We start from the raw sequence: 23320 nt of genomic DNA, 5'->3' as shown, positions 1-23320 counted from the left end.
TCTGGCCGCCTTTTTCATTCGCTGCACCGTGAAGGAATCCCGTCAAAAAAGCGGTCTGTTGCGCGTGAGCAAGGTTTTGAAATTCATTTTGTTCGTTCGCTCTCGTGAAGTTTATCCGGCTGGCGGCGAACAGCACTTGTCTGCATCTGCATCCATTCCATTTTCACGAACGTAAGCTTTGCGTCCTGCCGGGCACTCGGGGTGTTCGACTGCGGGACTGTTTTCATGAATCGGAATTGCAGGGAGTGGGAATATGACCGAGATAAAAGTTGAACTCACACGTCGCGCGGCGCTTCTGGGAGCAGGTGGAGCGCTTGCCGGGGCAGGTCTTGCCGGAACCACCGTTGTCCATGCGGCTGCAGAGAAGCAGGCCGCTGTGCCGGCACCCGTCGCCCGCTATTCCGTAGGCGGGTTCGAGGTGACCACCCTGCACGACGGTGCGGTCTCCCTGACCGAACCGCAGAAGACCTTCGCCATGAATGTGGACGCGGATACATTTTCTGCGACCAATGCCGATAACTTCCTGCCCAACGACAGTTTCCAGATCAGTTTCACGCCAACGCTCGTGAACACGGGCAGCGAACTGATCCTGTTCGACACCGGCAATGGCGAAGGTGCCCGGCCAGGTCGTGGCAAGATGCGTGCTGCGCTGGAAAATGCGGGATACACGCCGGAGCAGGTTGACGTGGTGGTGCTGACGCACATGCATCCCGACCACGTCAGCGGTCTGATGGAAGGTGGCTCGCCGACCTTTGCCAATGCCCGCTATGTGACAGGGCAGAAGGAATATGACTTCTGGGCGGCAATGGATGCCGAAGCCAATGGGGTGACCAAGCTGATGGCGAGCCACGTCAAACCGTTGGCGGAGAAAATGACTTTCCTCGATGACGGCGGCAGCGTGACGACGGGTGTCACCGCGATGGCTGCTGCAGGTCATACCCCCGGTCACATGATCTACATGCTTGAAAGCGACGGCAAGCAGCTTGCCATAACAGCGGATACCGCCAACCACTACGTCTGGTCGCTGGCGCATCCCGAATGGGAAGTGCGTTTCGACATGGACAAGGAAGGCGCCGCGGCCACCCGCAAGACGGTGTTCGGCATGCTGGCCGCCGACAAGATCCCGTTCGTGGGCTATCACATGCCGTTCCCGGCGGTCGGCTACGTGGAGACCAACGACAGCGGTTTCCGCTATGTCCCTGCGTCATACCAGCTGCAGCTCTGATCCTGCCAGCGCAAGTGCGGAAAGGCCGGCGGCAACGCCGGCTTTTTTGTTTTCGCCGGACAGTTACGAGTTTCCGTCTGGTAGTGAAAATGTCATAAACGTGTGAAAGCCTTCTTCTCGTTACTTCAGGTTGAGGCGCGCATGTCAGACCATATCTATCAGGCCATTTGGAACGAAGATGCCGAACGGTTCAGCGTCGGCACGCGCAACGTGGATGGCGACTGGACGGACATGACAGCCGACATTCTGCTGGACGAGCAGGTGAAGGCCAAAGGGTCCCGCCAGATCGACCTGGCCGCGAACCCGCTCTTTGCCCGGGTCGATTTCGACAAGATGGCGGCGAGCGACCTGTACCAGACTTTCATCCGGCTTCTGGACAACTACGCGGTCCACTTTCGCGATCCGGAAACCATTTCGCCTGCCGAGCGAGACGAGATCGAAGGGTTTCTCGATCTGGTGATTGCAAGCCGGCCGATGCAGATCGCCTTCGAGCATATTTCTGCCGAGCTCGTCAGGGACATGACCGCTGAAACCTTCCGGCAGGATCTGTTCCGGATGTGGTTCGAGGTCTACACCAACTTCTTCCGGGGCAAGTCGACCCACTTCTGCACCGGCTTCGAGCATGTTTTCGTCGGCGAGGGCAAATACAAGAAAGGGGCGAATTCCGCCTCGGAGAAGGGCGAAATCTCCGGTTATCACTCCTGGGTGAAATTCGCGCTCGATGAGCTCAACAACCGGGTCGACTACCTTGGCTACAAATACGATCTCGGAGGTCCTGGACCGGAAAATCCCCATGTCGTGACGCTTCAGATGGTCTGGAACCACCAGGACATGACCGGCAACCTTGTCGCTGAGCTCTTCAAGAGCAAGGGTGGATTTTTTGTCGGCAGCAGTCCTGCGTGCGAATTCGCACTCGGCACGCTTGCCTATTACGAAGGCCTGCACGGCTTGCTCACCAACCAGAAGAAGCGCGTTCAGCTCGGTGAGGGCAAGTTCGATCTGGTAATGTATCACGAGACCACGGCTGATGGCTCGCTGGGACAGCACATCCGCTCATTCTACCCTGTGTTCCTTGGCGACGGCAGCACCCGCACGGACGATTCTGGCAATGTGGTCGTGCGTCCAAGAACCGTTGAAATGCAGAATGACGGTCCGCTTCGCATTCTTTCGGCTTTGCCGAACCCGCCGGGGGATGACCAGGGCACGGAATGGGTGGAGATCTGGAATGCCGGTGCAGCGGACATCGACCTCACGGGCTACGAACTGCGGGACAAGATGGGCAGGCCGCAGCCGGTGGAGGCGGTTGTTCTGATTGCAGGTGCCGTTTTGAAAGTGTCGGTGACGCGGGCGACGGTCCATCACATGCAGATGTCGAACCGCAAAGGGTTGATTACCCTGCATGACAGTTCCGGCGAGATGCTGGCGTCAGTCAATTACGGGCAGGCGGGGGAAGGGGCTGTGCTGACCTTTGCCGAGCGCGCAGGTGGCCAAGGCTAGAACAGCCTTGTCACATCCAACCCTCAGCAACAAAAAGCCCCGGCAGTGCCGGGGCTTTTAAAACGTCAACGTCTGATGCTGGATCAGGCGGCTGCTTCGACGTCCGGCTCGCGCAGAACGTAACCTCGGCCCCACACCGTTTCAATGTAGTTCTTGCCGGAGGTTGCAGCTGCCAGCTTCTTGCGAAGCTTACAGATAAACACGTCGATGATCTTCAGTTCCGGCTCGTCCATGCCGCCATAGAGATGGTTCAGGAACATCTCCTTGGTGAGCGTCGTTCCCTTGCGCAGGGAGAGAAGCTCCAGCATCTGGTATTCCTTGCCGGTCAGATGCACACGCTGGCCGCCGACTTCGACGGTTTTGGTGTCCAGGTTGACCTTCAGGTCGCCAGTGACGATGACCGACTGTGCGTGCCCCTTGGAGCGGCGGACGATTGCGTGGATACGCGCGACCAGCTCGTCCTTGTGGAACGGCTTGGTCATGTAATCGTCGGCGCCGAAGCCGAGGCCGCGAACCTTGTCTTCGATACCCGCGTTACCGGAAAGGATCAGGATCGGTGTCTTGACCTTGGAAACGCGTAGTGTCCGGAGAACCTCGTAACCGGACATGTCCGGCAGGTTCAAATCCAACATAATGATGTCGTAATCGTACAGTTTGCCGAGGTCGATGCCTTCCTCGCCAAGATCTGTCGTGTAGACGTTGAAGTTCTCGGACTTCAGCATCAGCTCGATGCTCTGCGCCGTGGCGCTGTCATCCTCAATCAACAATACACGCATGCCAATCCCCTTGTTCTGCCTTTCCTGGGCAAGTCGCAACGGCTCTGTCGGTGCCTGCTACGAAGGACTGATGTTAACCCCGACTCAAAGCTATCGGTTAATGGTTAACAAAATATGATTCGTAACGGCAAGCTCTGGAGAGAGGAAACTGTGAACAACACTCAACTTATTGAATCCCCAGAAAAAATTCGGATTCACAAATCTTAATGTTGAACTTTAAGAACCGGCGCTAACCGATTCCGTTCAGATTCCTTTCAACAAAGCCGTTTTGACTTCGAAATGGCTCTCGCTTGTCAGCCTTCCAAAGGTTAAGATTAACCAGAGTCGTAAACGATCGGTTACCAAAACCGTTAACGAGGGAAGGAATCTTACGTGAAGGCGCTTTTCGCCGAGATTGATTCGCTCATGCCGACCGAAATTTATGGCCGGGTGACTGCGGTTCAGGGACTTCTCGTCGAGATTGCGGGCCCTATTCACGAAATGAGTGTCGGCTCGAGATTGTTGATCGACAACGGTGAGGATAACCCGAAAGTGCCCGCAGAGGTTGTGGGTTTTCGTGAGGGACACGCACTTTGCATGCCTTTTTCCGGGCTCGAAGGCGTGCGAATGGGTTGCAAAGCCGTGATTCAATCGCGTGACAGCGTGGTTCATCCGGCAAATGCCTGGCTTGGCCGAGTGATTAACGCACTTGGTGAACCGATTGATGGTAAAGGAAGTCTTGTTCATGGCGGAGTGCCTCGCAAATTGCGAAGTTCGCCTCCGCCGGCCTCCGAACGTAAACGAGTTGGACCGCCCCTGGATCTCGGCGTTCGCGCACTTAATACATTCGTAACCTGTTGCGAGGGGCAGCGAATGGGCATTTTTGCCGGCTCCGGCGTCGGCAAGTCCGTGCTGATGTCCATGCTGGCGCGCAACACAAAGTGTGATGTCGCGGTGATCGGCCTTATCGGCGAACGCGGTCGAGAGGTTCAGGAGTTCATCGAGGACGATCTGGGCGATTCGGGGCTGGAGCGCTCCGTGGTTGTCGTCGCGACCTCAGATGAAAGTGTTCTGATGCGGCGGCAGGCCGCCTATCTGACCATGACTGTTGCCGAACATTTCCGCGATGAAGGCAAGAACGTGCTGTGCATGATGGACTCGGTAACGCGATTCGCCATGGCACAGCGCGAAATCGGCTTGTCGATCGGCGAGCCGCCGACCTCCAAGGGCTATACGCCGACTGTCTTCACCGAATTACCGCGACTTCTGGAGCGGGCCGGCCCCGGCAAGGAGAACAGCGGATCGATCACCGGCCTTTTCACTGTTCTTGTGGAAGGTGACAATCACAACGAGCCTGTGGCCGACGCGGTGCGCGGTATTCTCGATGGCCACGTGGTGATGGAGCGCGGCATTGCCGAGCGTGGCCGTTATCCTGCAATCAATGTGCTGAAATCCGTGTCGCGAACCATGCCGCGCTGTGTGCCGCCGGAGCAGCTCCCGGTTCTGCGCAGGGCCCGACAGCTTCTGTCGACTTATACGGACATGGAAGAATTGATCCGGCTGGGCGCATACCGGAAGGGATCCGACCCGACCGTGGACGAAGCCATCTACAGGTTCGACATGATCGACGAATTCCTGAATCAGGGAAAAGACGAAGCGACATCACTTTCTGACGGGTATGAGCAACTTGCCAACCTTTTGGAAATGACTCAGGGGTAGACTGCCCGTGTTAGGGGAGTATTGAGTAATGAAAACCCGAGACAGTTTGATCCGTTTGAAGCGGTTTCAGGTTGACGAGAAACGACGACAGCTTGCTCAGATCGAGAGCATGATCGCCGAGTTCAACCGTATGGCCGATGAACTCGATGACCAGATCCGGTCGGAGCAGGAGCGGGTCGGTATTACGGATGTCACGCATTTTGCCTATCCGACGTTTGCCAAGGCCGCAGCGGACCGTCGCGACAACCTGCGCAATTCCGCGCATGAACTGGACGACCAGCTGCAACGTGCCCAGGACGAGCTCAGCGAGGCGATCGAGGAGCTGAAGAAGTTCGAGCAGCTGGAAGAACGCGACCAGCAGCGCGAGCGCACAGCCCAGGAACTGGCGGAGCAGGATCAGCTCGACGAAGTTGCTGCGCGGGCTCGAGGCCGATAACGGCTTACTGAACTTCCCTAAAAACAGCCGGTCTCCGAATGGGGGCTGGCAGGGCTTGATATACGTTCTTATATTCCTGATCGTTGCTCGCGGCGGTCAGGTTTTGTGCTTTCCGATCCGGGTGATATAGGAATTGGTGCTCCTCCCGGTGTTGCCGGGCGCAGGTGCCGCTATAAGTTTACGCGATAGCCAGGGTACGGCAGTTTCAATGCGATTTTTTCTGGCTTTGCTGCTTCCCGTTTCCACTTTCTCGTTCGCCCTCGGACTGACGCAGCCGCTCATGCGGTTCGAGCGCCTCTATTTTCTGGAAGACCGACCGACGCTGATCGAAATGGTGACCAGCCTCTATCACGAGGGCGATGCGGTTCTTGCCGCGATCGTGGCGCTGTTTTCGATCGGGTTTCCTGCGCTGAAGATCCTTCTGATCCATGTGGCCGTGCTTAGTGGTGCCAAGACGCGTTCGCTTGCGCTCCTGTCGATGGTCAGCAAGTGGTCGATGCTGGATGTCATGCTGGTGGCGTTGGTGCTTTTTGCCGCCAAGACAAGTGGACTGGCGGCAGCCGCCATTTTGCCGGGCCTCTGGTTCTACGCGGCCGCGACCCTGTCGACGGCAATCGCCGCGACGCTTTGTTCCAAAAGCTGAACTCTCGAAAAACACGGGCTAGAAAAAGCGCTGACAAGGTTGCTCTTCGATGAGTCGGTTGGCGCGAAGCAACGCTGGCGTTGTCGCTACATTGCCGCGACACGTCCGGGACGATCACCCGTGGGTCTTGGTTTCTTTTCCCGCCGGTTCGCCTGGAAATCACCGCATCGGGATTGTTTGGTCTGTGCCGTGCTGTCGAGAAACTTCTTGTAGGTGGCCGTCCATTCGGAGCCCTGCGTTGCCGGGATCTTCAAATGGTCGCAGCGAACCTTGGCGAAAAGGGCGAAGGTCGGCGTGTCGAGGCCGGCTTTCTCCGCGGTTCTGAGAACCAGATCCTTCTTGCCGTTGAAGACCGCATCCTTGAGTGCCTTCTGGGCCGTTCGTCCGCGCGCGCTGAGCAGTTCGATCGCGTGATTGAAGCGGCCATCCTGCAGCAACAGAATCATAAGCTCGTTGACGGTGATTTCCGCACGCTCCGCTTCCCGCCACAGGAGGGTCATGTCCGGATTGTTGAGGGCATCGCCGAACTCCCGGCGCAGCACCTTCAGTCTTGCGATCTGGTCCAGTTGATCCTGCGACAGGGAGCCTTCGATGATACTGCGCAGGCGCTTCTTGGTTTCATCGTCCACAAGCGGCAGCAAGGCCCGGCACACTGCAGGGGAAAGATCGGAGCGCAGGCACAGGTCCTCGCGCAGGACCACGTCTTCCGTGGCGTATTTGACGAAACTCAGCATGGTTTCGCGGGACAGTTTGATCTCACGGTTGCCGGCCAGAATGCGGTGCACCGGGCGGTCGCCTTTTTCGGCAATGGCATCTGAGACTTCGGGCGAGAGGTCGGTGCGGCGGGCAATCACCTGCAGGTGACTGTTGCTCAGCCGTTCGACAAAGTCGATCAGGTCTTCCTGGGTCAGCGCGGGGCTTTGCGCAAGCAGCGGCATGGCCACATTGACGTCGTCTTCGGCGATCTTGCGGGCAAGTTCCGGCGGCGTGTTGACTTGCGAAGCGAGCTTGTGCGCCAGCCTGGCACGATCCCTGGGCGAGCCGACACTGTACAATTTGATGATCACTTCGGAGAAGATTGCCAGTTCCCGGTCGGTCCGCTCATCGAGGTTCGCGATCACAAGTTCGCTCACCTGCGCGAACAGCCGTCGTCGCGCCTCGTCTGTGCCTTCCTGTGCAAGTTTGATCAAGGACCTGGGCATCCTTCCTCCTCGTCGGGCCAGATTGGCGCCCATATTGTTATTATTACGTTACCCGATAAATGGAGGCTGGCATATTACCTTGCGTAAAGGTGAAATCTTTTTGCGATTTCCAGTGAATCCTTGTTTCTGCTGGTTTTGACACGGTCGTTACTGCACGGGAAACTTGCGTTTTATAATAGTACCTAAAAAATGTCCGAAGACAGCAGTCTGAACCCTTTTCATCCGCGAGCGTTCCTCCATATTGTCCCTGCCATGGCCGGATCCCCGCCGGTCTTCCTGGAATTGACAAGAGTTTGAAATGAAGATTTTGCGCTGCTGCCTCTTTGCCCTGATGACAATGATGCTTGCCGGGTTGGCTCCGGTTCTGGCTCAGGAAAGCGGGGGGCAAGCCCCGGCGCAGGAGCAGACGCCACCGGCCGATGTCGAACAGGCGAGCCAGGCCCTGATAAAGGTCCTGAACGACCCTGAAAGCCGGGCGGCGTTGATCGATCTCTTGCAGAAAAGCACAGGGAACGGTCAGCCTGCTGATGGTGACAGGCAGGTTCCCGGGAATGAAGCTGCAATTCCGGTTGAGGGTATCTCCCAACCCCTGCAACAGGAAAACTTTGCCCTGCGGATCGGTGAATACACACGGGTTCTGGTAGATGACGCGGGGTATCTGCTGGAGCAGGCAATGCGCTCGTTGAACGGCCTGGTTCTGGTCGCGCGCGGCGATATTCCGGTGAAATGGGACCGGGTCGAGGATATCGCGATCCAGGTCGGCATCGTGCTTCTTGCGGCTTATCTCGGCTTTTTTGCCAGCCAGCTGATCGCGAAGGCACTCTATCCGCGCATGTCGCTTTATGCGCGTTACGGCGGTGGGCTGACGCGCAGTTTCATTCTTGTTCTGACATCGGTCGTCGATGCAGTGACGGTAGGCGTCGGTTGGGCCGTCGGCAACGCGGCGGCCCTGGCAAGCTTCGGTGGAATAAATGCAGGCGTAACACTTCAGGAAAGTCTCGCGCTGAACGCGTTTTTCATCCTTGGCATGGCCAACGTCTCGCTGCGCTTCATATTTGCGCCGGGGCGGCCGGAACTGCGGTTGCTGCCGTTCACCGATGAAAGTTCGCTCTACTGGTACGGCCGTTTGCGGTTGTTCATGTACTGGATGGTCTTCGGCCTGTTCCTGGCCGTGCCGATCGCCAATGTTGCGGTATCCTTCGTGCTCGGCAACGCCTTGCGGTTCCTCGTCGTGCTTCTCGGGATGATCTATCTTCTGGTGCTGGTGCACCAGAACAGGCACCGGGTAAACGAGGGGGCGCGGGATTACGCCGAGCATCTGCAAAGCGCTCTTGCCAAGCGGGCGCTCGTGCTCGTCGGTCAGCTCTGGCACCTGGCTGCCTACGGCTATATCGCGGCGGTTTTCATCATCTGGGTGACCCGGCCGTTTGACGCGACAACCATTATTCTGCGGGCAACGGGACTGTCGATCCTCACCATCATGGCGGGGATGGCCATTTCGCTGGTCGTGACCAAGGCCATCAAGGGCGGGATACGCCTGCCGGACGACCTGAACCGGACCCTTCCGGCGCTTCAGAGCCGGCTGAACGCCTTTGTGCCGCGCCTTCTGAAGTTCATCCGGTTCGCCGTTTTCCTGGTGACGGTGTTGCTGCTTCTGGAGATCTGGGGTCTGTTGACGGTTGCCGAATGGCTGGTTAGCGAAGCCGGGGTGCAACTTCTGAGCAGCTACGGTTCAGCCTTCCTGGTCCTGCTTGTGGCTTTCATGATCTGGCTCGCCGTCATGTCGTGGGTGGACCTCAGGCTGCAGTCACGCTCCGGATACATCGTAACAGCGCGCGAACGCACGCTGTTCCAGTTGTTCCGCAATGCATCGACGGTCGTCATCGTGGTGATGGCACTGCTCTTGTCGCTGTCGGAAGTCGGTGTCGATATCGGTCCGCTGATCGCCGGTGCCGGTGTCGTCGGCCTGGCGATTTCCTTCGGTGCACAGACCCTGGTCAAGGACATCATCACCGGAGCCTTCATCCAGGTCGAGAATGCCATCAACGAGGGCGACGTCGTCACTGTTGCCGGGATAACGGGAACGGTCGAGGGGATCACCGTCCGGTCGGTGCGCATGCGCGACATCGACGGAACAACCCACATCATTCCGTTCTCGTCGGTCGACATGGTGTCCAACTTCATGCGCGGCTTCTCCTATCATGTCGCGCTGATCGGTGTTGCCTACGACACGAATATCACCCACGCCAAGGACGCCATGCTGGAAGCCTTCCGCAGACTGAAGGAAACGGATTTCGGACCCAAGATCATCGGTGATTTCGAAATGCACGGCGTTACCAATTTCGGTGCCAGTTCCATTGATATCCGCGGCCGCATCAAGACCGTCCCGGGGGATCAGTGGGGCGTTGGGCGTGCGTATAACGAATTCGTCAAACAGGTCTTTGACGAACGGAATATCGAAATCCCGTTCCCGCAAGTGACCTATCACGCCGCGACGCCTCCCTTCGTGGAAGACGGGAACAAACCGAAACAGCGCAAGAAGGTTGACGTTTCTTCGACCCAGTTGGAGGACGATGCTCCGGCTGAGGACGGAGAAAACTAGGCAGATCAATGCCTTGTAGTTTCTGAGTGGTCTATTTAACCCCGGCGGAGGCGCGAGCTTCTTGCCGGGGTGTTTCGTCTTGGTGTGCGAAATTGTTGATTGAATTTCGAGAAGTTTCGTTTTATTTTCATTTTCAATCCTGAGACGCAAAAACACAGGCCGGGGACAGTTATGGCTGCGGATTACGATCTTTTGATCATTGGTGGGGGCATCAACGGAACGGGCATCGCCCGCGACGCGGTCGGCCGGGGGGCTTCGGTTCTTCTGGTCGAAATGGGTGACCTTGCCGGCGCCACATCGTCGGCCTCGACCAAGCTCATCCACGGCGGGCTGCGCTATCTGGAATATTACGAGTTCGGTCTGGTGCGCAAAGCGCTGAAAGAGCGTGAAGTGCTGTGGCGCGCAGCGCCGCATATTGCCTGGCCGCTGCGGTTCATTCTGCCGCATCACAAGGCCCTGCGTCCGGCATGGCTCCTGCGGCTCGGCCTCTTCATGTATGACCATCTCGGCGGGCGGGAACTGCTGCCGGCCACCAAGACCGTGCGTCTGGATCAGGCTCCGTTCTCGCAAGGGCTCAAGAAGCTCTTCAAGAAGGGGTTCGAATATTCGGACTGCTGGGTGGATGATGCCCGACTGGTGGTTCTGAATGCGCGCGATGCGGCTGATCGCGGTGCCGAAATCCAGACGCGCACCAAATGCATCAGCGCGCGGCGCGACGGCGACGTCTGGCAGGTCGTTCTGAAAGACCTTGCAAGCGGCGAGGAAAAGACCGTCACTGCCAATGTGCTGGTCAATGCCGCCGGGCCCTGGGTTGCGGACATGCTGAGCGGCGTTACCGGGGCGAACAACAGTTCCAGCGTCCGGCTGGTCAAGGGCAGCCACATCATCGTCAAGCGCCAGTTCGAACACGACCGTTGCTTCATCTTCCAGAACGGTGATGGCCGGATCGTGTTCGCCATTCCTTATGAAAACGACTTCACGCTGATTGGTACGACCGATGTCGATTTCCAGGATGACCTGAGCAAGGTCGAGATCTCGAAGGACGAAATCGCCTATTTGTGCAAGGCGGCGAGCGAGTATCTGGAAAACGCGATCACGCCTGAAGACGTGGTCCATACCTATTCCGGCGTTCGCCCGCTCTACGATGACGGCGCAAAGGATGCCAAGGCGGCGACGCGCGACTATGTGCTTGAGCTGGATGCGGGCGATGCAAAGCCGGCGATCCTGTCCGTCTTCGGTGGCAAGATCACGACCTATCGCAAGCTTGCCGAGCATGTCCTGGAAAAGCTTGAGCCGTATCTGCCTTTCAAGCGCGGGGTATGGACGGCCTATGCGCCGCTGCCGGGCGGTGATTTCAAGGTGAGCGAGTTCGATGCGGAAGTGTCACGCCTCGAGGCTGATTATCCGTTCCTCGACAAGGTCTTCGCTACTCGTCTGACCCGTCTTTACGGCACGGATGCGCGCTTCATACTCGGGGAAGCGAAGACGCTCGAAGATCTCGGCCGCAGCTTTGGCTACAATCTTCATGAAGCGGAAGTGAAATGGCTGGTCCGCCGCGAATGGGCCCGCAGCGCGCAGGACATCCTGTGGCGGCGGACGAAACTGGGTTTGCGGCTCAGCGGGGAGGAAGCTGCCGAGCTGGACACCTATCTGTCGGCTTATCTTGCGGAGCAGGCCGGCGCTGCGGCATAGTTTTATCAAACGGAACCAGATGACCTGCCGGCCTTGCCGGCAGTTTTCATGACAAGAAGAAAACGGGAGGTGCGCCATGGCCGGATGTGTTTTGGCAATAGACCAGGGCACGACGTCGAGCCGGGCAATTGTCTTCGGCGACGATTTCCATCCAATCAGTGTGGGGCAGCAGGAGTTTCCGCAACACTTCCCGAAGTCGGGCTGGGTGGAGCATTCGCCGGCCGATATCTGGACGAGCACGCTGCGCGTGTGTCGGGAAGCGCTGGAAAAGGCACCCTCCGGTGGCGCGGATGTTGCCGCGATCGGGATCACCAACCAGCGGGAAACCACCCTTGTCTGGGACCGATCGACGGGCGAACCGGTCTACAACGCCATTGTCTGGCAGGACCGGCGTACGGCCGATTTCTGCGCGAAATTGCGCTCTGAAGGCCGCGAAGGCGTTTTTTCCGCCAAGACGGGCCTGTTGCTGGATCCCTATTTTTCCGGAACCAAGATCGCCTGGATCCTCGACAATGTCGACGGTGTGCGCGAGCGTGCGGAACGCGGTGAGCTTGCCTTCGGCACCGTCGACACATGGCTGATCTGGCAACTCACGGGCGGCAAGGTACACGCAACCGATGCCACCAACGCTTCCCGGACGCTGATCTACAACATTCACGAAAACAAGTGGGATGAAGAGCTTTGCAAGCTCCTCAACATCCCGCAGAACCTGCTGCCCGAGGTCAAGGACAGTGCGGATGATTTCGGCGTCACGGATACGGAATTGTTCGGCCGGGCAATACCTATCCTCGGTGTTGCCGGCGACCAGCAGGCCGCGACGGTCGGGCAGGCATGCTTCAAACCGGGAATGGTCAAGTCAACCTACGGCACGGGTTGCTTTGCACTGATGAACACCGGGTCCAAACCGGTCCGGTCCAACAACCGCATGCTGACGACCATCGCCTACAGGCTGAACGGCGAAACCACATATGCGCTCGAAGGGTCGATCTTCGTTGCCGGTGCTGCCGTCCAGTGGCTGCGCGACGGTCTGGGGCTCATCGAAAGTGCCGGCGACACGCAGTCGCTTGCCGAACAGGCTGATCCCAACCAGGACGTCTACCTCGTTCCTGCCTTCGTTGGTCTTGGCGCTCCCTACTGGGACGCGGAAGCCCGGGGCGCGCTGTTCGGTCTGACGCGAAACACGGGTCCGAAGGAAATTGCCCGGGCGGTCCTGCAAAGCGTCGGTTACCAGACCAGCGACCTGGTTGAAGCCATGCGGGCAGACTGGCCGGAGGCCGAACAGCCGGTGCTCCGTGTCGATGGCGGCATGACGGCATCCGACTGGACGATGCAGTTCCTGGCCGACATTCTGGGCGCACCGGTCGACCGGCCGACTGTCCCGGAAACGACGGCGCTCGGGGCAGCGTGGCTCGCCGGATCGAAGGCAGGTGTCTGGCCTGGCGCCGAGGCATTTTCGGCAGAATGGAAGCTGGAAAAGCGTTTCGAGCCGCGTTTACAGGAAAGTGAGCGGGCCAGATTGCTTGCCGGATGGCAGGACGCTGTCAAACGAACCCGTTCTACGCAGGATTGAGAAATTCAGAGGCTCCCGTTATTGCGGGAGCCTTTTGTTTTCAGGCGGTTAGATGAAGCTTGAAAAACGCTGCCGTAGCGGTATTTGTTTCTCGTGAGTTAACGTTGCCGCATTAAAAATTTACGGCAGCAACTCTTACCTAGCAAAAAAATTTCAAAAACATCCTCAAATTAGAAATATGTTGGCAGTTGATTTTCTGCCAAAAAAACGCCTTAGTTTGCGCTGGCTTGGGCTTAACTCCTTTGCGCGATTCAACGATGCAAGGCCCTTGCTCTTCATCAAGGGGAGAACAGTTTGATGAATTTCCAAAAAACCTTGAAGGCATCCCTTCTTGGCGTAAGCCTTGCTGTGATTGCAGCGACCGGCGCTTCTGCAAAAAACCTGGTTTATTGCTCTGAAGGTTCGCCTGAAGGCTTTGATGCTGCACTTTACACCGCAGGCACGACGTTCGACGCTTCCTCCAAGCCGATCTACAACCGGCTTGTCGAGTTCAAGCGCGGCACGACCGAAGTGCTGCCGGGCCTGGCTGAAAGCTGGGAAGTTTCCGAAGACGGTCTGGAATACACCTTCAAGCTGCGTCAGGGTGTGAAGTTCCACACCACCAGCTTCTTCACGCCGACCCGTGAATTCAATGCAGACGACGTGATCTTCACCTTCGAGCGTCAGCTGAAGAAGGATCATCCGTGGCACGAATACACCGCCGGTACCGCGTGGGAATATTTTGACGGCATGTCCATGCCGGACCTGATCAAGGAAATCGTCAGGGTTGACGACTACACGGTCAAGTTCGTCCTGAACCGCCCGGAAGCACCGATGATCGCCAACTTGGCGATGGACTTCGCTTCCGTCGTGTCCGCCGAATACGCAGCCCAGCTTGAAGCAGCCGGTTCCAAGGAACAGCTGAACCAGCAGCCGGTCGGTACCGGTCCGTTCTCCTTCGTGGGTTACCAGAAGGACGCCGTGATCCGTTATGCGGCAAACCCGGACTACTGGGGTGGCAAGCAGCCGGTCGACAACCTGATCTTCGCGATCACTCCGGATGCAGCCGTGCGTCTTCAGAAGCTGAAGGCCGGTGAATGTCACGTCATGCCGTACCCGGCACCGGCCGACATCGCCGACATCAAGGCTGACGGCAACCTGACCCTGATGGAACAGCAGGGCCTGAACGTCGGTTACCTCGCTTACAACACCAAGCAGGCACCGTTCGACAAGCCGGAAGTCCGCAAGGCGCTGAACCACGCGATCAACAAGCAGGCGATCCTCGACGCAGTTTTCCAGGGCTCCGGCCAGGCTGCCAAGAACCCGATCCCGCCGACCATGTGGTCCTACAACGACGCCGTTGAAGACGACGACTACAATCCGGAACTGGCCAAGGAAATGCTGGCAGCAGCTGGTGTCTCCGATCTTTCCATGAAGATCTGGGCAATGCCGGTACAGCGTCCGTACAACCCGAACGCTCGTCGTATGGCTGAAGTCATGCAGGCCGACTTCGCGAACGTCGGCGTGAACGTCGAGATCGTTTCCTACGAATGGGGTGAATACCTGTCCCGTTCCAAGGACGAGAACCGCGACGGTGCCGTGCTTCTCGGCTGGACCGGTGACAACGGCGACCCGGACAACTTCCTGGCCGTTCTGCTCGGCTGTGACGGTGTCGGCGGCTCCAACCGCGCCCAGTGGTGCAACGAAGAGTTCGACGCGCTGATCAAGAAGGCAAAGACCGTGACCAGCAAGGAAGAGCGCACCAAGCTCTACGAAGAGGCACAGGTCGTGTTCAAGGAGCAGGCTCCGTGGGCAACCATCGCGCACTCCGTGGTCTTCATGCCGATGTCCTCCAAGGTCTCTGGCTACGTCATGGACCCGCTCGGCGGCCACTGGTTTGACGGCGTGGACATTGCGGAGTAAATCCGCCTAACTCGAAGAGGGCGCTGGCAGCAATGCCGGCGCCTTCGGACATTCTGGCCGGCGGATGCTTTCCTGACATCAGGTCGTTTCCGCTGGCTCTTCGTATCTGGAACCTGACATGCTTCGCTTTCTTCTAGGTCGTCTCGGCCTGCTGATACCGACATTCATCGGCGTCACCGTCGTCGCCTTCTTCTTCATACGGCTGCTGCCCGGAGATCCTCTTGAGCTACTTGCCGGTGAACGCGGAGTTACCCCCGAGCGAAAGGCTCAGCTCATGGTTCAGATGGGCTTTGATAAGCCCTTGTGGGAGCAGTATCTCAACTACGTACTGGGTATATTTCAAGGCGATCTCGGAACGTCCTTTGCTTCAAAGAAACCCGTCTTAACGGAGTTTCTGACCCTCTTTCCTGCGACGGCCGAACTGGCTCTGTGCGCAATTATTCTCGCTGTCTGCCTCGGCATTCCTGCGGGCATCTTCTCCGCCGTGAAGCGCGGGTCAGTGCTGGATCAGGCAATCATGGGCACAGCGCTCGTGGGATACTCGATGCCGATCTTCTGGTGGGGCCTGCTTCTCATCGTTCTGTTTTCAGGCATCTTGGGCTGGACCCCGGTTTCAGGCCGGATTTCGCTGATGTACTTCTTCCCGCAAGTCACGGGTTTCATGCTGATCGATAGTATTCTATCTGGCGAGAAGGGGGCGTTCCTGTCGGCTGTCCGTCACCTAATTCTGCCGTCGATCGTGCTCGCGACAATTCCGCTTGCCGTGATTGCCCGCCAGACCCGATCCGCGATGCTGGAAGTGCTGGGCGAGGATTATGTTCGAACGGCCCGCGCCAAGGGCCTGCCGCCGCGTTCCGTTATCGGCCTTCACGCACTGCGCAACGCGCTCATTCCCGTGATCACCACCATCGGGCTCCAAGTGGGCGTCCTTCTTACGGGCGCTATCCTGACGGAAACGATCTTTTCGTGGCCGGGGATCGGAAAGTGGCTGATCGAGAGCATTTCACGACGAGACTACTTCGTTGTTCAAGGCGCGCTTTTGTTGATTGCAGGCATCATCATGCTGGTCAATCTGATCGTCGACGTGCTCTACGGCCTGATCAACCCGCGCATCCGCCACAATTGAGCCGGGGACAAGAAAAATGACAATGACCTCGCCGGCCGCAAAGGCCGATACAGCCAAACTCGAAGCGGAAAGCCGCAATGCCACCAAGGCACAACTGAAAGAGTTCTGGTATTATTTCTCGCAGAACAAGGGAGCAGTCCTCGGACTTCTGATCTTCCTCTTGTTGGTATTGATGGCTATTTTGGCACCGCTCGTGGCGCCGCATAGTCCGGACATGCAATACCGGGACAGTTTCCTGACGCCTCCCGTCTGGCAAGAAGGCGGCAAGGCTGCCTTTTTCCTGGGAACAGACGCACTGGGGCGAGACATTCTCTCCCGCATTATCTTCGGTGCCCGCTACTCCCTTGGTATCGCCATGATGGTGGTCATTTTTGCGGTCTCGACCGGTGTGACCCTGGGCCTGCTGGCAGGTTATATCCGTGGTGTTGTCGATGTCATCATCATGCGGGTGATGGACATTATCCTGTCGTTTCCTGCGCTCCTGCTTGCTCTTGTCCTTGCGGTGATCCTGCGGCCAGGACTTGGGAGTGCGATGGTCGCGATTTCCGTCGTTCTGTTGCCTCACTTTGTTCGACTTGCGCGGGCGGCGGTTTTGGCGGAGCGGTCGAGAGATTACGTCGTTGCCGCCAAACTGGCCGGTGCCGGCCATATCCGGCTGATGTTCAAGACCATTTTGCCGAACTGCCTGGCGCCACTGATCGTGCAGGCGACGCTGTCCTTCTCCAACGCGATCCTCGACGTAGCCGCGCTCGGCTTTCTCGGCATGGGCGCGCAGCCGCCCACGCCGGAATGGGGAACCATGCTCGCCGAGGCGCGGGAATTCATCCTGCGCGCCTGGTGGGTCGTGACCTTCCCGGGCCTTGCGATCCTCATCACCGTTCTTGCCATCAACCTGGTCGGCGACGGCCTGCGCGATGCGCTCGATCCGAAGCTGAAGAGGAGCTAAGCGATGCCGCTTCTTGAAATCAGAAACCTGAAGGTCGAGTTCAACACCGCCAAGGGCCCGTTCAAGGCGCTCGACGGCGTCGACTACACCGTCGATGCCGGCGAAGTGCTGGCGATCGTCGGCGAATCCGGCTCCGGCAAGTCCGTCGCCATGCTGGCGACGATGGGCCTTTTGCCGAACACGGCGACGATCACCGCGGACAAGATGGAGTTCGAGGGTCTCGACCTGCGCACCCTGTCGGCCAAGGCCCGGCGCCGGGTGATCGGCAAGGACATCTCGATGATCTTCCAGGAGCCGATTGCCAGCCTCAATCCGTGTTTCACGGTCGGCTTCCAGCTCGGCGAGACGCTGAAGACCCATATGGGTCTCAAGGGTCGGCAGGCGAGGGACAGGGTGGTTGAACTTTTGACCTCCGTCGGCATTCCGAACCCGTCGGAGCGTCTCTCCGCCTTTCCGCATCAGATGTCCGGCGGCCAGTGCCAGCGCGTGATGATCGCCATGGCAATTGCCTGTGCCCCGAAATTGCTGATTGCCGATGAGCCGACGACTGCCCTCGACGTGACGATCCAGAAACAGATCCTGGATCTCCTGGTCAAGCTGCAGCAGGACAGCGGCATGGGCCTGATCATGATTACCCATGACATGGGCGTGGTGGCCGAAACGGCCGATCGTGTCATCGTGCAGTACAAGGGCCGCAAGATGGAGGAGGCCGACGTGCTGTCCCTCTTCGAAAACCCCAAGAACCCGTATACGAAGGCATTGCTTTCAGCGCTGCCGGAAAATGCCACGGGCGACCGCTTGCCGACGGTGAGCGACTTTGCCGAAGCGGGAGGTTTCTGAGATGGCTGACGATGTGATCCTCAAGGTCCGCGATCTGTACCGGACCTATGACATCAAGGGCGGCATGTTCAAGAAGGCGTCGACCCTGACCGCCGTCAAGGGTGTGAACCTGGATGTGGAACGCGGCACCACCCTTGCCGTGGTCGGCGAAAGTGGCTGTGGCAAGTCGACCCTTGCGCGCATGCTCACCATGATCGACGCGCAGTCTTCCGGCCTTATCGAGATCGACGGCCTGCCGATCGATATCTCCAAGACCGGTATTTCCCGCGAAATGCGCCAGAAGGTGCAGATCGTATTCCAGAACCCCTATGGCTCGCTGAACCCGCGCCAGAAAATCGGCCATGTTCTGGAAGAGCCGCTTCTCCTGAACACGGACATGCCGTCGGCAGAGCGCCGTGACCTGGCGCTGCAGATGCTGGAGAAGGTCGGGTTGCAGCCGGAGCACTACGGCCGTTATCCGCACATGTTCTCCGGTGGCCAGCGCCAGCGCATCGCGATTGCGCGGGCAATCATGATGAAGCCGAAATTGCTGGTGCTCGACGAGCCGGTCTCCGCGCTTGACCTGTCGGTCCAGGCGCAGATTCTGAACCTGCTTGCGGACCTGCAGGAAGAGATGGGCCTCACCTATGTGTTCATCTCTCACGACCTGTCGGTGGTGCGCTACATCGCAGACAAGGTAATGGTGATGTATTTCGGTGAAGTGGTGGAATACGGCACGCGGGACGAGGTTTTCGAGAACCCGCAGCACGATTACACCAAGACACTGTTCGCCGCGACGCCGAATGCGGATGTGGAAAGCATCAGGAAACGACTGGCTGCAAAGGCTGCCTGAACCGGCAGTTCTGTCAGACGCTGAAAACAAGACCCTCGCTCTTTCCGGAGCGGGGGTCTTTTACTTTCGGTCACGGAGGTACCGGGATTGACCTGCGCTCAGATTCCGGCCCGGTCGCAGCTTCGGTTTGCAACTTCTCGCAACGCAGCAATTTTTGGGTTGCATAGTTCCATATTTCGAGTATTCTCGAAATATGGAAAAAGAAGACGCCCTGAATGCATTGGCAGCTCTTGGTCAGGAAACTCGCCTCGACGTCTTTCGCCTGTTGGTGAAGGCCGGAAAAGAAGGCATGACCGCCGGTGCCATCTCAGATGCACTCGATGTGCGTCCGAATACCCTGTCGACCCACCTGGGCGCCTTGTCCCGATCCGGCCTTGTGCACGCCGAACGGGACGGGCGCTCGATTTGTTATCGGGCGAGCCTGGAAGCGATGCAGGGCCTCGTGACCTACCTGTTGCAGGATTGCTGCGGCGGCAACCCGGAACTCTGCGCACCGATCGCATCGCTTGTGGCGGGTGGCGGCTGTGAACCAGGTGGGAAGTGCTGACATTCAGGAAACAGATATGCCTGGATGCCGGAAGGTTCCTTTCGGCTGCAAGACAAGCTGCGTGACCGGTTTTGAGCGATTTGATGTTGAGACAGCTCGGGCAGGTTTTCCACGCTGCTCCCTGGTTTGCTGAAATGCCGATGTGAGAGAGAGTTGGAATGACACAGGAAACGTCACCCATGGGGCTCTTCGAGCGCTTCTTGTCGCTCTGGGTTGCCTTGTGCATTGCCGCCGGGGTCGGGCTCGGCGCCCTCTTTCCCGGGGTCTTCGAGGCGATCGCCTCACTGGAATATGCCAGCGTCAATATGGTTGTGGCCGTACTCATCTGGGTGATGATCTACCCGATGATGGTCAACGTCGATTTTGCCTCGCTGAAGGATGTCGGCCGCAAGCCCAAGGGGCTCTGCATCACGATCGTCGTCAACTGGCTGGTCAAGCCCTTCACGATGGCTGCGCTCGGGATCCTGTTCTTCGAGCACGTATTTGCGGGGCTGGTGGATCCGCAGACTGCGAAAGAGTACATCGCCGGCATGATCCTGCTCGGGGTCGCGCCGTGCACGGCCATGGTCTTCGTCTGGAGCCAGCTGGTGCGCGGCGATGCCAACTACACGCTTGTCCAGGTCTCCATCAACGACATCATCATGGTGTTTGCCTTCGCGCCCATCGCAGCGCTGCTGCTTGGTGTGACCGACATTGTCGTACCGTGGCAGACCTTGCTGCTGTCGGTGATCCTTTATGTGATCATTCCGCTGGTGGCCGGCTATTTTACCCGCAAGGCGCTGGATGGATCGGGGAGCGATGAGCGTATCGCCGAGTTCACGGGAAAGGTCAAACCCTTCTCCGTCATGGGTCTTCTGGCAACCGTTGTCCTGCTGTTCGGATTTCAGGCGCAGACCATTCTGGAAAAGCCGCTGGTGATCGTGTTGATTGCCGTGCCTCTGCTGATCCAGAGCTATGGCATTTTCTTCGTCGCCTACGCCTGGGGGTACCTGTGGCGGGTGCCGTTCAACACCGCTGCGCCGGCAGCGCTGATCGGGACGTCCAACTTCTTCGAACTTGCCGTGGCCGTTGCCATCAGCCTGTTCGGTCTGAATTCGGGCGCTGCCCTTGCGACGGTTGTCGGTGTTCTTGTGGAAGTACCGGTAATGCTGTCGCTGGTCGCCTTTGCAAACCGGACACGGTCTCACTTTCCGGCGGCTGCCTAACCGGAGCCGCTGACCAGCGTCGTTGCCTGACGGCGCAGGTACAGCATCAGGTTTTCCGCGTGATCCATCGCGGCGGCCTCGTCTCCGGCGGCAACGGCGCGCATGACCTCCATGTGGCTCCAGGCTGCCGGGGTGAGATCCTCCTCACCAAAATGGCGGTACCAGAACCGGCGGCTCTGCGTCTGCAAAGGGGCCAGGGCCTTTGCTGCAAAAGGGTTGCAGGCAGCGGCCGAGACGACTTCGTCGAAGGCTTTGTCCAGGCGCAGATAGTCCGCCACGTCCGGCTTTGCAGCCGCCTCGCGCATGTCTAGTGCAATCGCTTCCAGGGTTCTGCGGTCGTCCTTGCTGGCAAGCCGCGCTGCCAACCCTGCAACGAGACGTTCCAGGGCGTGGCGGGCCTCAAGAACCTTCAGAAAATCGGACGGGTTCATTTCCGCAACGACAATGCCAAGCCGCGGCCGGATGTTCAAAAGGCCTTCCCAGGAAAGACGCTGAATGGCTTCGCGTATGGGTGTTCTGCCAAAACCCAGTCTCTGTGTAAGCGCAGCTTCCGTTACGGTTGCCCCTGGTTTCAGTTTCAGGGTCACGATTTCTTCTTCCAGCAGGCGATAAGCCTGAGTGGATCGGCTGAAATCTGCGGACATGAAAGTCTGGGCCTTTATATGTTTCAGATGTGCGAGTGATATATCAGACGATTAGCCGCTAGACGAGCCTTGCCGGTTCTGGCAGGACGGTGAACCTGAAAACAGACTGTGGGTCTGGACGGTGGATCCTTGCGACACCCGCATTGTTTCGCCGAACAGGTCGTTGATCGCGAACGAGAAAAGACACGCCGAATGAGCAAGGGACATGTCCATGTGATTGGTGCGGGCATCGTCGGGCTGGCGACTGCTGCCAGCCTGGTGCAACGCGGTTACGGCGTGACGGTGCTGGACCGCGAAGGCCCTGCGGCAGGCGCAAGCCAGGGCAACGCGGCTGCCATCGCCTGGACAGACGTTGCGCCTCTTGCTTCGCCTGGTCTTTGGAAACAAGCCTTCAAATGGATGCTGGATCCGCTGGGTCCCTTGTCGGTCCGTCCGGCTTATGCGCTCAAGATCCTGCCGTGGATGCTGCGTTTCATGGCGGCTTCAAACCCTGCAAAGGTGGCGCAGAGCACGAAGGCGCTGGCGGATCTGAATGGAGGCGCTCTTCCGGCGTGGGAAGCGCTCTGGCGGACAACGGGAACCCACGACCAGGTGCGCCGGGACGGCTGTCTGGAACTGTTCGACACGGTGCAGTCGCTTGAAGCTTCGCGCGCGGGCTGGGCGGAGCAGCGCGACTACGGCATCAAGGTTGAGGAACTGGATGCATCAGCGATCCGGGATCTGGAACCGGACCTTTCTTCCCGTGTTGTCGGCGGGGCACTTGTGCCGGACTGGGTGCAGGTGGATGAGCCCAAGGTCCTTTGCCTTTCGGTTGCCGAGTGGCTGTCATCTCAGGGTGTCAAGTTCGAGGTTGGTGAGGTCAGCCGCTTGCAGCCCAATGACAAGGGCTGTGACGTGATCCTGAAAGACGGCAGCACGATCGCGGCCGAGCGACTGGTGATTGCCTGCGGGGCATGGTCGAAGGCCCTTGCCGCGCAGCTGGGAGATCCGATCCCGCTGGATACGGAGCGCGGTTACAACATCACCATCCCGAACCCCGGCGTTAACGTGAACCGCATGATCATGCTGTCCGGTCACGGTTTCGTCCTGTCGCGTCTGTCCAGCGGCTTGCGCGTCGGCGGGGCGGTGGAATTCGGTGGTCTCGACCTGTCGCCGAACTGGCGCCGCGTGGACGCAATGCTGGCCAAGGCAAAGCTGTTTTTCCCGGAGCTCAAGTCGGAAGGCGGCAAACGCTGGATGGGGTTCCGCCCGTCGATTCCGGACAGCCTGCCGGTCATCTCGCCGGCAACACGGCATAGCAGCATTTTTTATGCCTTTGGCCACGCCCACCACGGTCTTACGCAGTCTGCCGTCACAGGGCAGATGATTGCGGACATGATCGAGGGCGCGCGGCCTGATATCGATCCAGCGCCCTTTGCGGCAAGCCGGTTCTGAGCCAAAGCCAGTTGCGGCGGCCCACAGGCCGCCGCTTTTCTGTCAGGGCTTCATCGCCATTTTAATGCTGATGTGCTGTGCCTGTTCGTGGAAGTATTCTTCGGTCGGCACAAAGCCATAGGCGGTGTAAAAGCGCCGGCCGCGAGCATTCTCCTTGAAGACTTCAACAGTGAGTGGCCCCTTCTGTTTGACCGCGTGATCCACGAGGGCCCTTCCGAGGCCACGTCCATGATATTGCGGGTCCAGAAACAGGCCGCCGATGTAGTTGTCCAGCAGCGAGATGAAACCGACGGCAACACCATTGATCTCCGTGACGTAGGTTTCCGCCTTTGGCAGATAGATGTCGCGGATGGCGATAGCGGCCATGTCGTGGAAGTCGTCGCTCAGAAACGGGTGGGCGAATTCACTGGCCTTGCGCCAGATATGGATGATCCGTTCAGCGTCCTGGCTGACATAGGGTCTGATCATTTGGATAACATTGTCCTCGTCCGATCATGAGGTCA

At 58.5% G+C, this 23320-nt stretch carries 20 protein-coding genes; 16 read left to right on the top strand and 4 right to left on the bottom strand.

Features of this window, described 5'->3' with window-relative positions; all coding sequences use genetic code 11:
• The first annotated feature begins 253 nt into the window (after positions 1 to 253).
• A complete protein-coding gene (locus HCG46_RS06905; protein ID WP_168685339.1) occupies positions 254 to 1225 on the top strand; it encodes an MBL fold metallo-hydrolase in 972 nt (323 codons plus the stop codon).
• 141 nt (positions 1226 to 1366) lie between these two features.
• Positions 1367 to 2722, top strand: coding sequence for a lamin tail domain-containing protein (locus tag HCG46_RS06900; protein ID WP_168685337.1), 1356 nt, complete (start codon positions 1367 to 1369; stop codon positions 2720 to 2722).
• An 83-nt stretch (positions 2723 to 2805) separates the two neighbouring features.
• Here HCG46_RS06900 and ctrA read toward each other — a convergent pair whose 3' ends face one another.
• The gene (gene ctrA, locus HCG46_RS06895) at positions 2806 to 3498 is read right to left on the bottom strand and encodes a response regulator transcription factor CtrA (protein ID WP_031270498.1); all 693 of its coding nucleotides are present in this window, start codon (positions 3496 to 3498) and stop codon (positions 2806 to 2808) included.
• A 372-nt stretch (positions 3499 to 3870) separates the two neighbouring features.
• Here ctrA and fliI point away from each other — a divergent pair, with 372 nt between their 5' ends.
• The 3 genes from fliI (at position 3871) to HCG46_RS06880 (ending at position 6275) form a co-directional block, all read left to right on the top strand.
• On the top strand, positions 3871 to 5196 hold the full coding sequence (fliI, locus tag HCG46_RS06890; protein WP_031270495.1) for a flagellar protein export ATPase FliI: 1326 nt from the start codon (positions 3871 to 3873) through the stop codon (positions 5194 to 5196).
• Positions 5197 to 5224: 28 nt separating this feature from the next.
• Positions 5225 to 5632: a flagellar export protein FliJ gene (fliJ, locus tag HCG46_RS06885; RefSeq protein ID WP_023003403.1), complete on the top strand. Its 408-nt coding sequence runs from the start codon at positions 5225 to 5227 to the stop codon at positions 5630 to 5632.
• 208 nt (positions 5633 to 5840) lie between these two features.
• A complete protein-coding gene (locus tag HCG46_RS06880) occupies positions 5841 to 6275 on the top strand; it encodes a paraquat-inducible protein A (protein ID WP_055661214.1) in 435 nt (144 codons plus the stop codon).
• 86 nt (positions 6276 to 6361) lie between these two features.
• On the opposite strand, the gene HCG46_RS06875 is transcribed toward HCG46_RS06880, so the two are convergent.
• Positions 6362 to 7477, bottom strand: a complete 1116-nt coding sequence (locus HCG46_RS06875) for a DUF2336 domain-containing protein (RefSeq protein WP_023003401.1) — start codon at positions 7475 to 7477, stop codon at positions 6362 to 6364.
• 298 nt (positions 7478 to 7775) lie between these two features.
• On the opposite strand from HCG46_RS06875, the gene HCG46_RS06870 reads away from it, so the two are divergent.
• The 10 genes from HCG46_RS06870 (at position 7776) to arsB (ending at position 20739) form a co-directional block, all read left to right on the top strand.
• The gene (locus tag HCG46_RS06870; protein WP_209009338.1) at positions 7776 to 10079 is read left to right on the top strand and encodes a mechanosensitive ion channel domain-containing protein; all 2304 of its coding nucleotides are present in this window, start codon (positions 7776 to 7778) and stop codon (positions 10077 to 10079) included.
• A 171-nt stretch (positions 10080 to 10250) separates the two neighbouring features.
• Positions 10251 to 11771 carry a glycerol-3-phosphate dehydrogenase gene (glpD, locus tag HCG46_RS06865; protein WP_168685335.1) on the top strand — a complete coding sequence of 507 codons (1521 nt, stop codon included), beginning with the start codon at positions 10251 to 10253 and terminating at the stop codon, positions 11769 to 11771.
• 76 nt (positions 11772 to 11847) lie between these two features.
• The gene (gene glpK / locus HCG46_RS06860) at positions 11848 to 13341 is read left to right on the top strand and encodes a glycerol kinase GlpK (RefSeq protein WP_023003398.1); all 1494 of its coding nucleotides are present in this window, start codon (positions 11848 to 11850) and stop codon (positions 13339 to 13341) included.
• A 297-nt stretch (positions 13342 to 13638) separates the two neighbouring features.
• The gene (locus HCG46_RS06855) at positions 13639 to 15243 is read left to right on the top strand and encodes an ABC transporter substrate-binding protein (RefSeq protein WP_023003397.1); all 1605 of its coding nucleotides are present in this window, start codon (positions 13639 to 13641) and stop codon (positions 15241 to 15243) included.
• Between the two features lie 118 nt (positions 15244 to 15361).
• Positions 15362 to 16369: an ABC transporter permease subunit gene (locus HCG46_RS06850; protein ID WP_168685333.1), complete on the top strand. Its 1008-nt coding sequence runs from the start codon at positions 15362 to 15364 to the stop codon at positions 16367 to 16369.
• Positions 16370 to 16385: 16 nt separating this feature from the next.
• Positions 16386 to 17315: an ABC transporter permease subunit gene (locus HCG46_RS06845; RefSeq protein ID WP_168685332.1), complete on the top strand. Its 930-nt coding sequence runs from the start codon at positions 16386 to 16388 to the stop codon at positions 17313 to 17315.
• Positions 17316 to 17318: 3 nt separating this feature from the next.
• A complete protein-coding gene (locus HCG46_RS06840; protein ID WP_168685330.1) occupies positions 17319 to 18155 on the top strand; it encodes an ABC transporter ATP-binding protein in 837 nt (278 codons plus the stop codon).
• Between the two features lies 1 nt (position 18156).
• A complete protein-coding gene (locus HCG46_RS06835) occupies positions 18157 to 18987 on the top strand; it encodes a dipeptide ABC transporter ATP-binding protein (protein WP_023003393.1) in 831 nt (276 codons plus the stop codon).
• A 193-nt stretch (positions 18988 to 19180) separates the two neighbouring features.
• Complete coding sequence (locus HCG46_RS06830) at positions 19181 to 19534, top strand: metalloregulator ArsR/SmtB family transcription factor (RefSeq protein WP_055661220.1); 354 nt, start codon at positions 19181 to 19183, stop codon at positions 19532 to 19534.
• A 158-nt stretch (positions 19535 to 19692) separates the two neighbouring features.
• On the top strand, positions 19693 to 20739 hold the full coding sequence (gene arsB / locus HCG46_RS06825) for an ACR3 family arsenite efflux transporter (protein WP_168685328.1): 1047 nt from the start codon (positions 19693 to 19695) through the stop codon (positions 20737 to 20739).
• Here arsB and HCG46_RS06820 read toward each other — a convergent pair.
• The gene (locus HCG46_RS06820) at positions 20736 to 21383 is read right to left on the bottom strand and encodes a GntR family transcriptional regulator (protein ID WP_168685326.1); all 648 of its coding nucleotides are present in this window, start codon (positions 21381 to 21383) and stop codon (positions 20736 to 20738) included. The two genes, arsB and HCG46_RS06820, sit on opposite strands and share 4 nt — an antisense overlap.
• 192 nt (positions 21384 to 21575) lie before the next feature.
• On the opposite strand from HCG46_RS06820, the gene HCG46_RS06815 reads away from it, so the two are divergent.
• Positions 21576 to 22817, top strand: coding sequence for an FAD-dependent oxidoreductase (locus HCG46_RS06815; RefSeq protein ID WP_168685324.1), 1242 nt, complete (start codon positions 21576 to 21578; stop codon positions 22815 to 22817).
• 42 nt (positions 22818 to 22859) lie between these two features.
• On the opposite strand, the gene HCG46_RS06810 is transcribed toward HCG46_RS06815, so the two are convergent.
• Positions 22860 to 23285, bottom strand: coding sequence for a GNAT family N-acetyltransferase (locus tag HCG46_RS06810; RefSeq protein WP_168685321.1), 426 nt, complete (start codon positions 23283 to 23285; stop codon positions 22860 to 22862).
• Between the last annotated feature and the right edge of the window lie 35 nt (positions 23286 to 23320).

The sequence above is a fragment of the Labrenzia sp. PO1 genome, assembly GCF_012273635.1.
GTDB lineage: Bacteria > Pseudomonadota > Alphaproteobacteria > Rhizobiales > Stappiaceae > Roseibium > Roseibium algicola.
The sequence above is the reverse complement of the archived record's forward strand: the minus strand, read 5'-3'. Positions and strand labels throughout refer to the sequence as shown.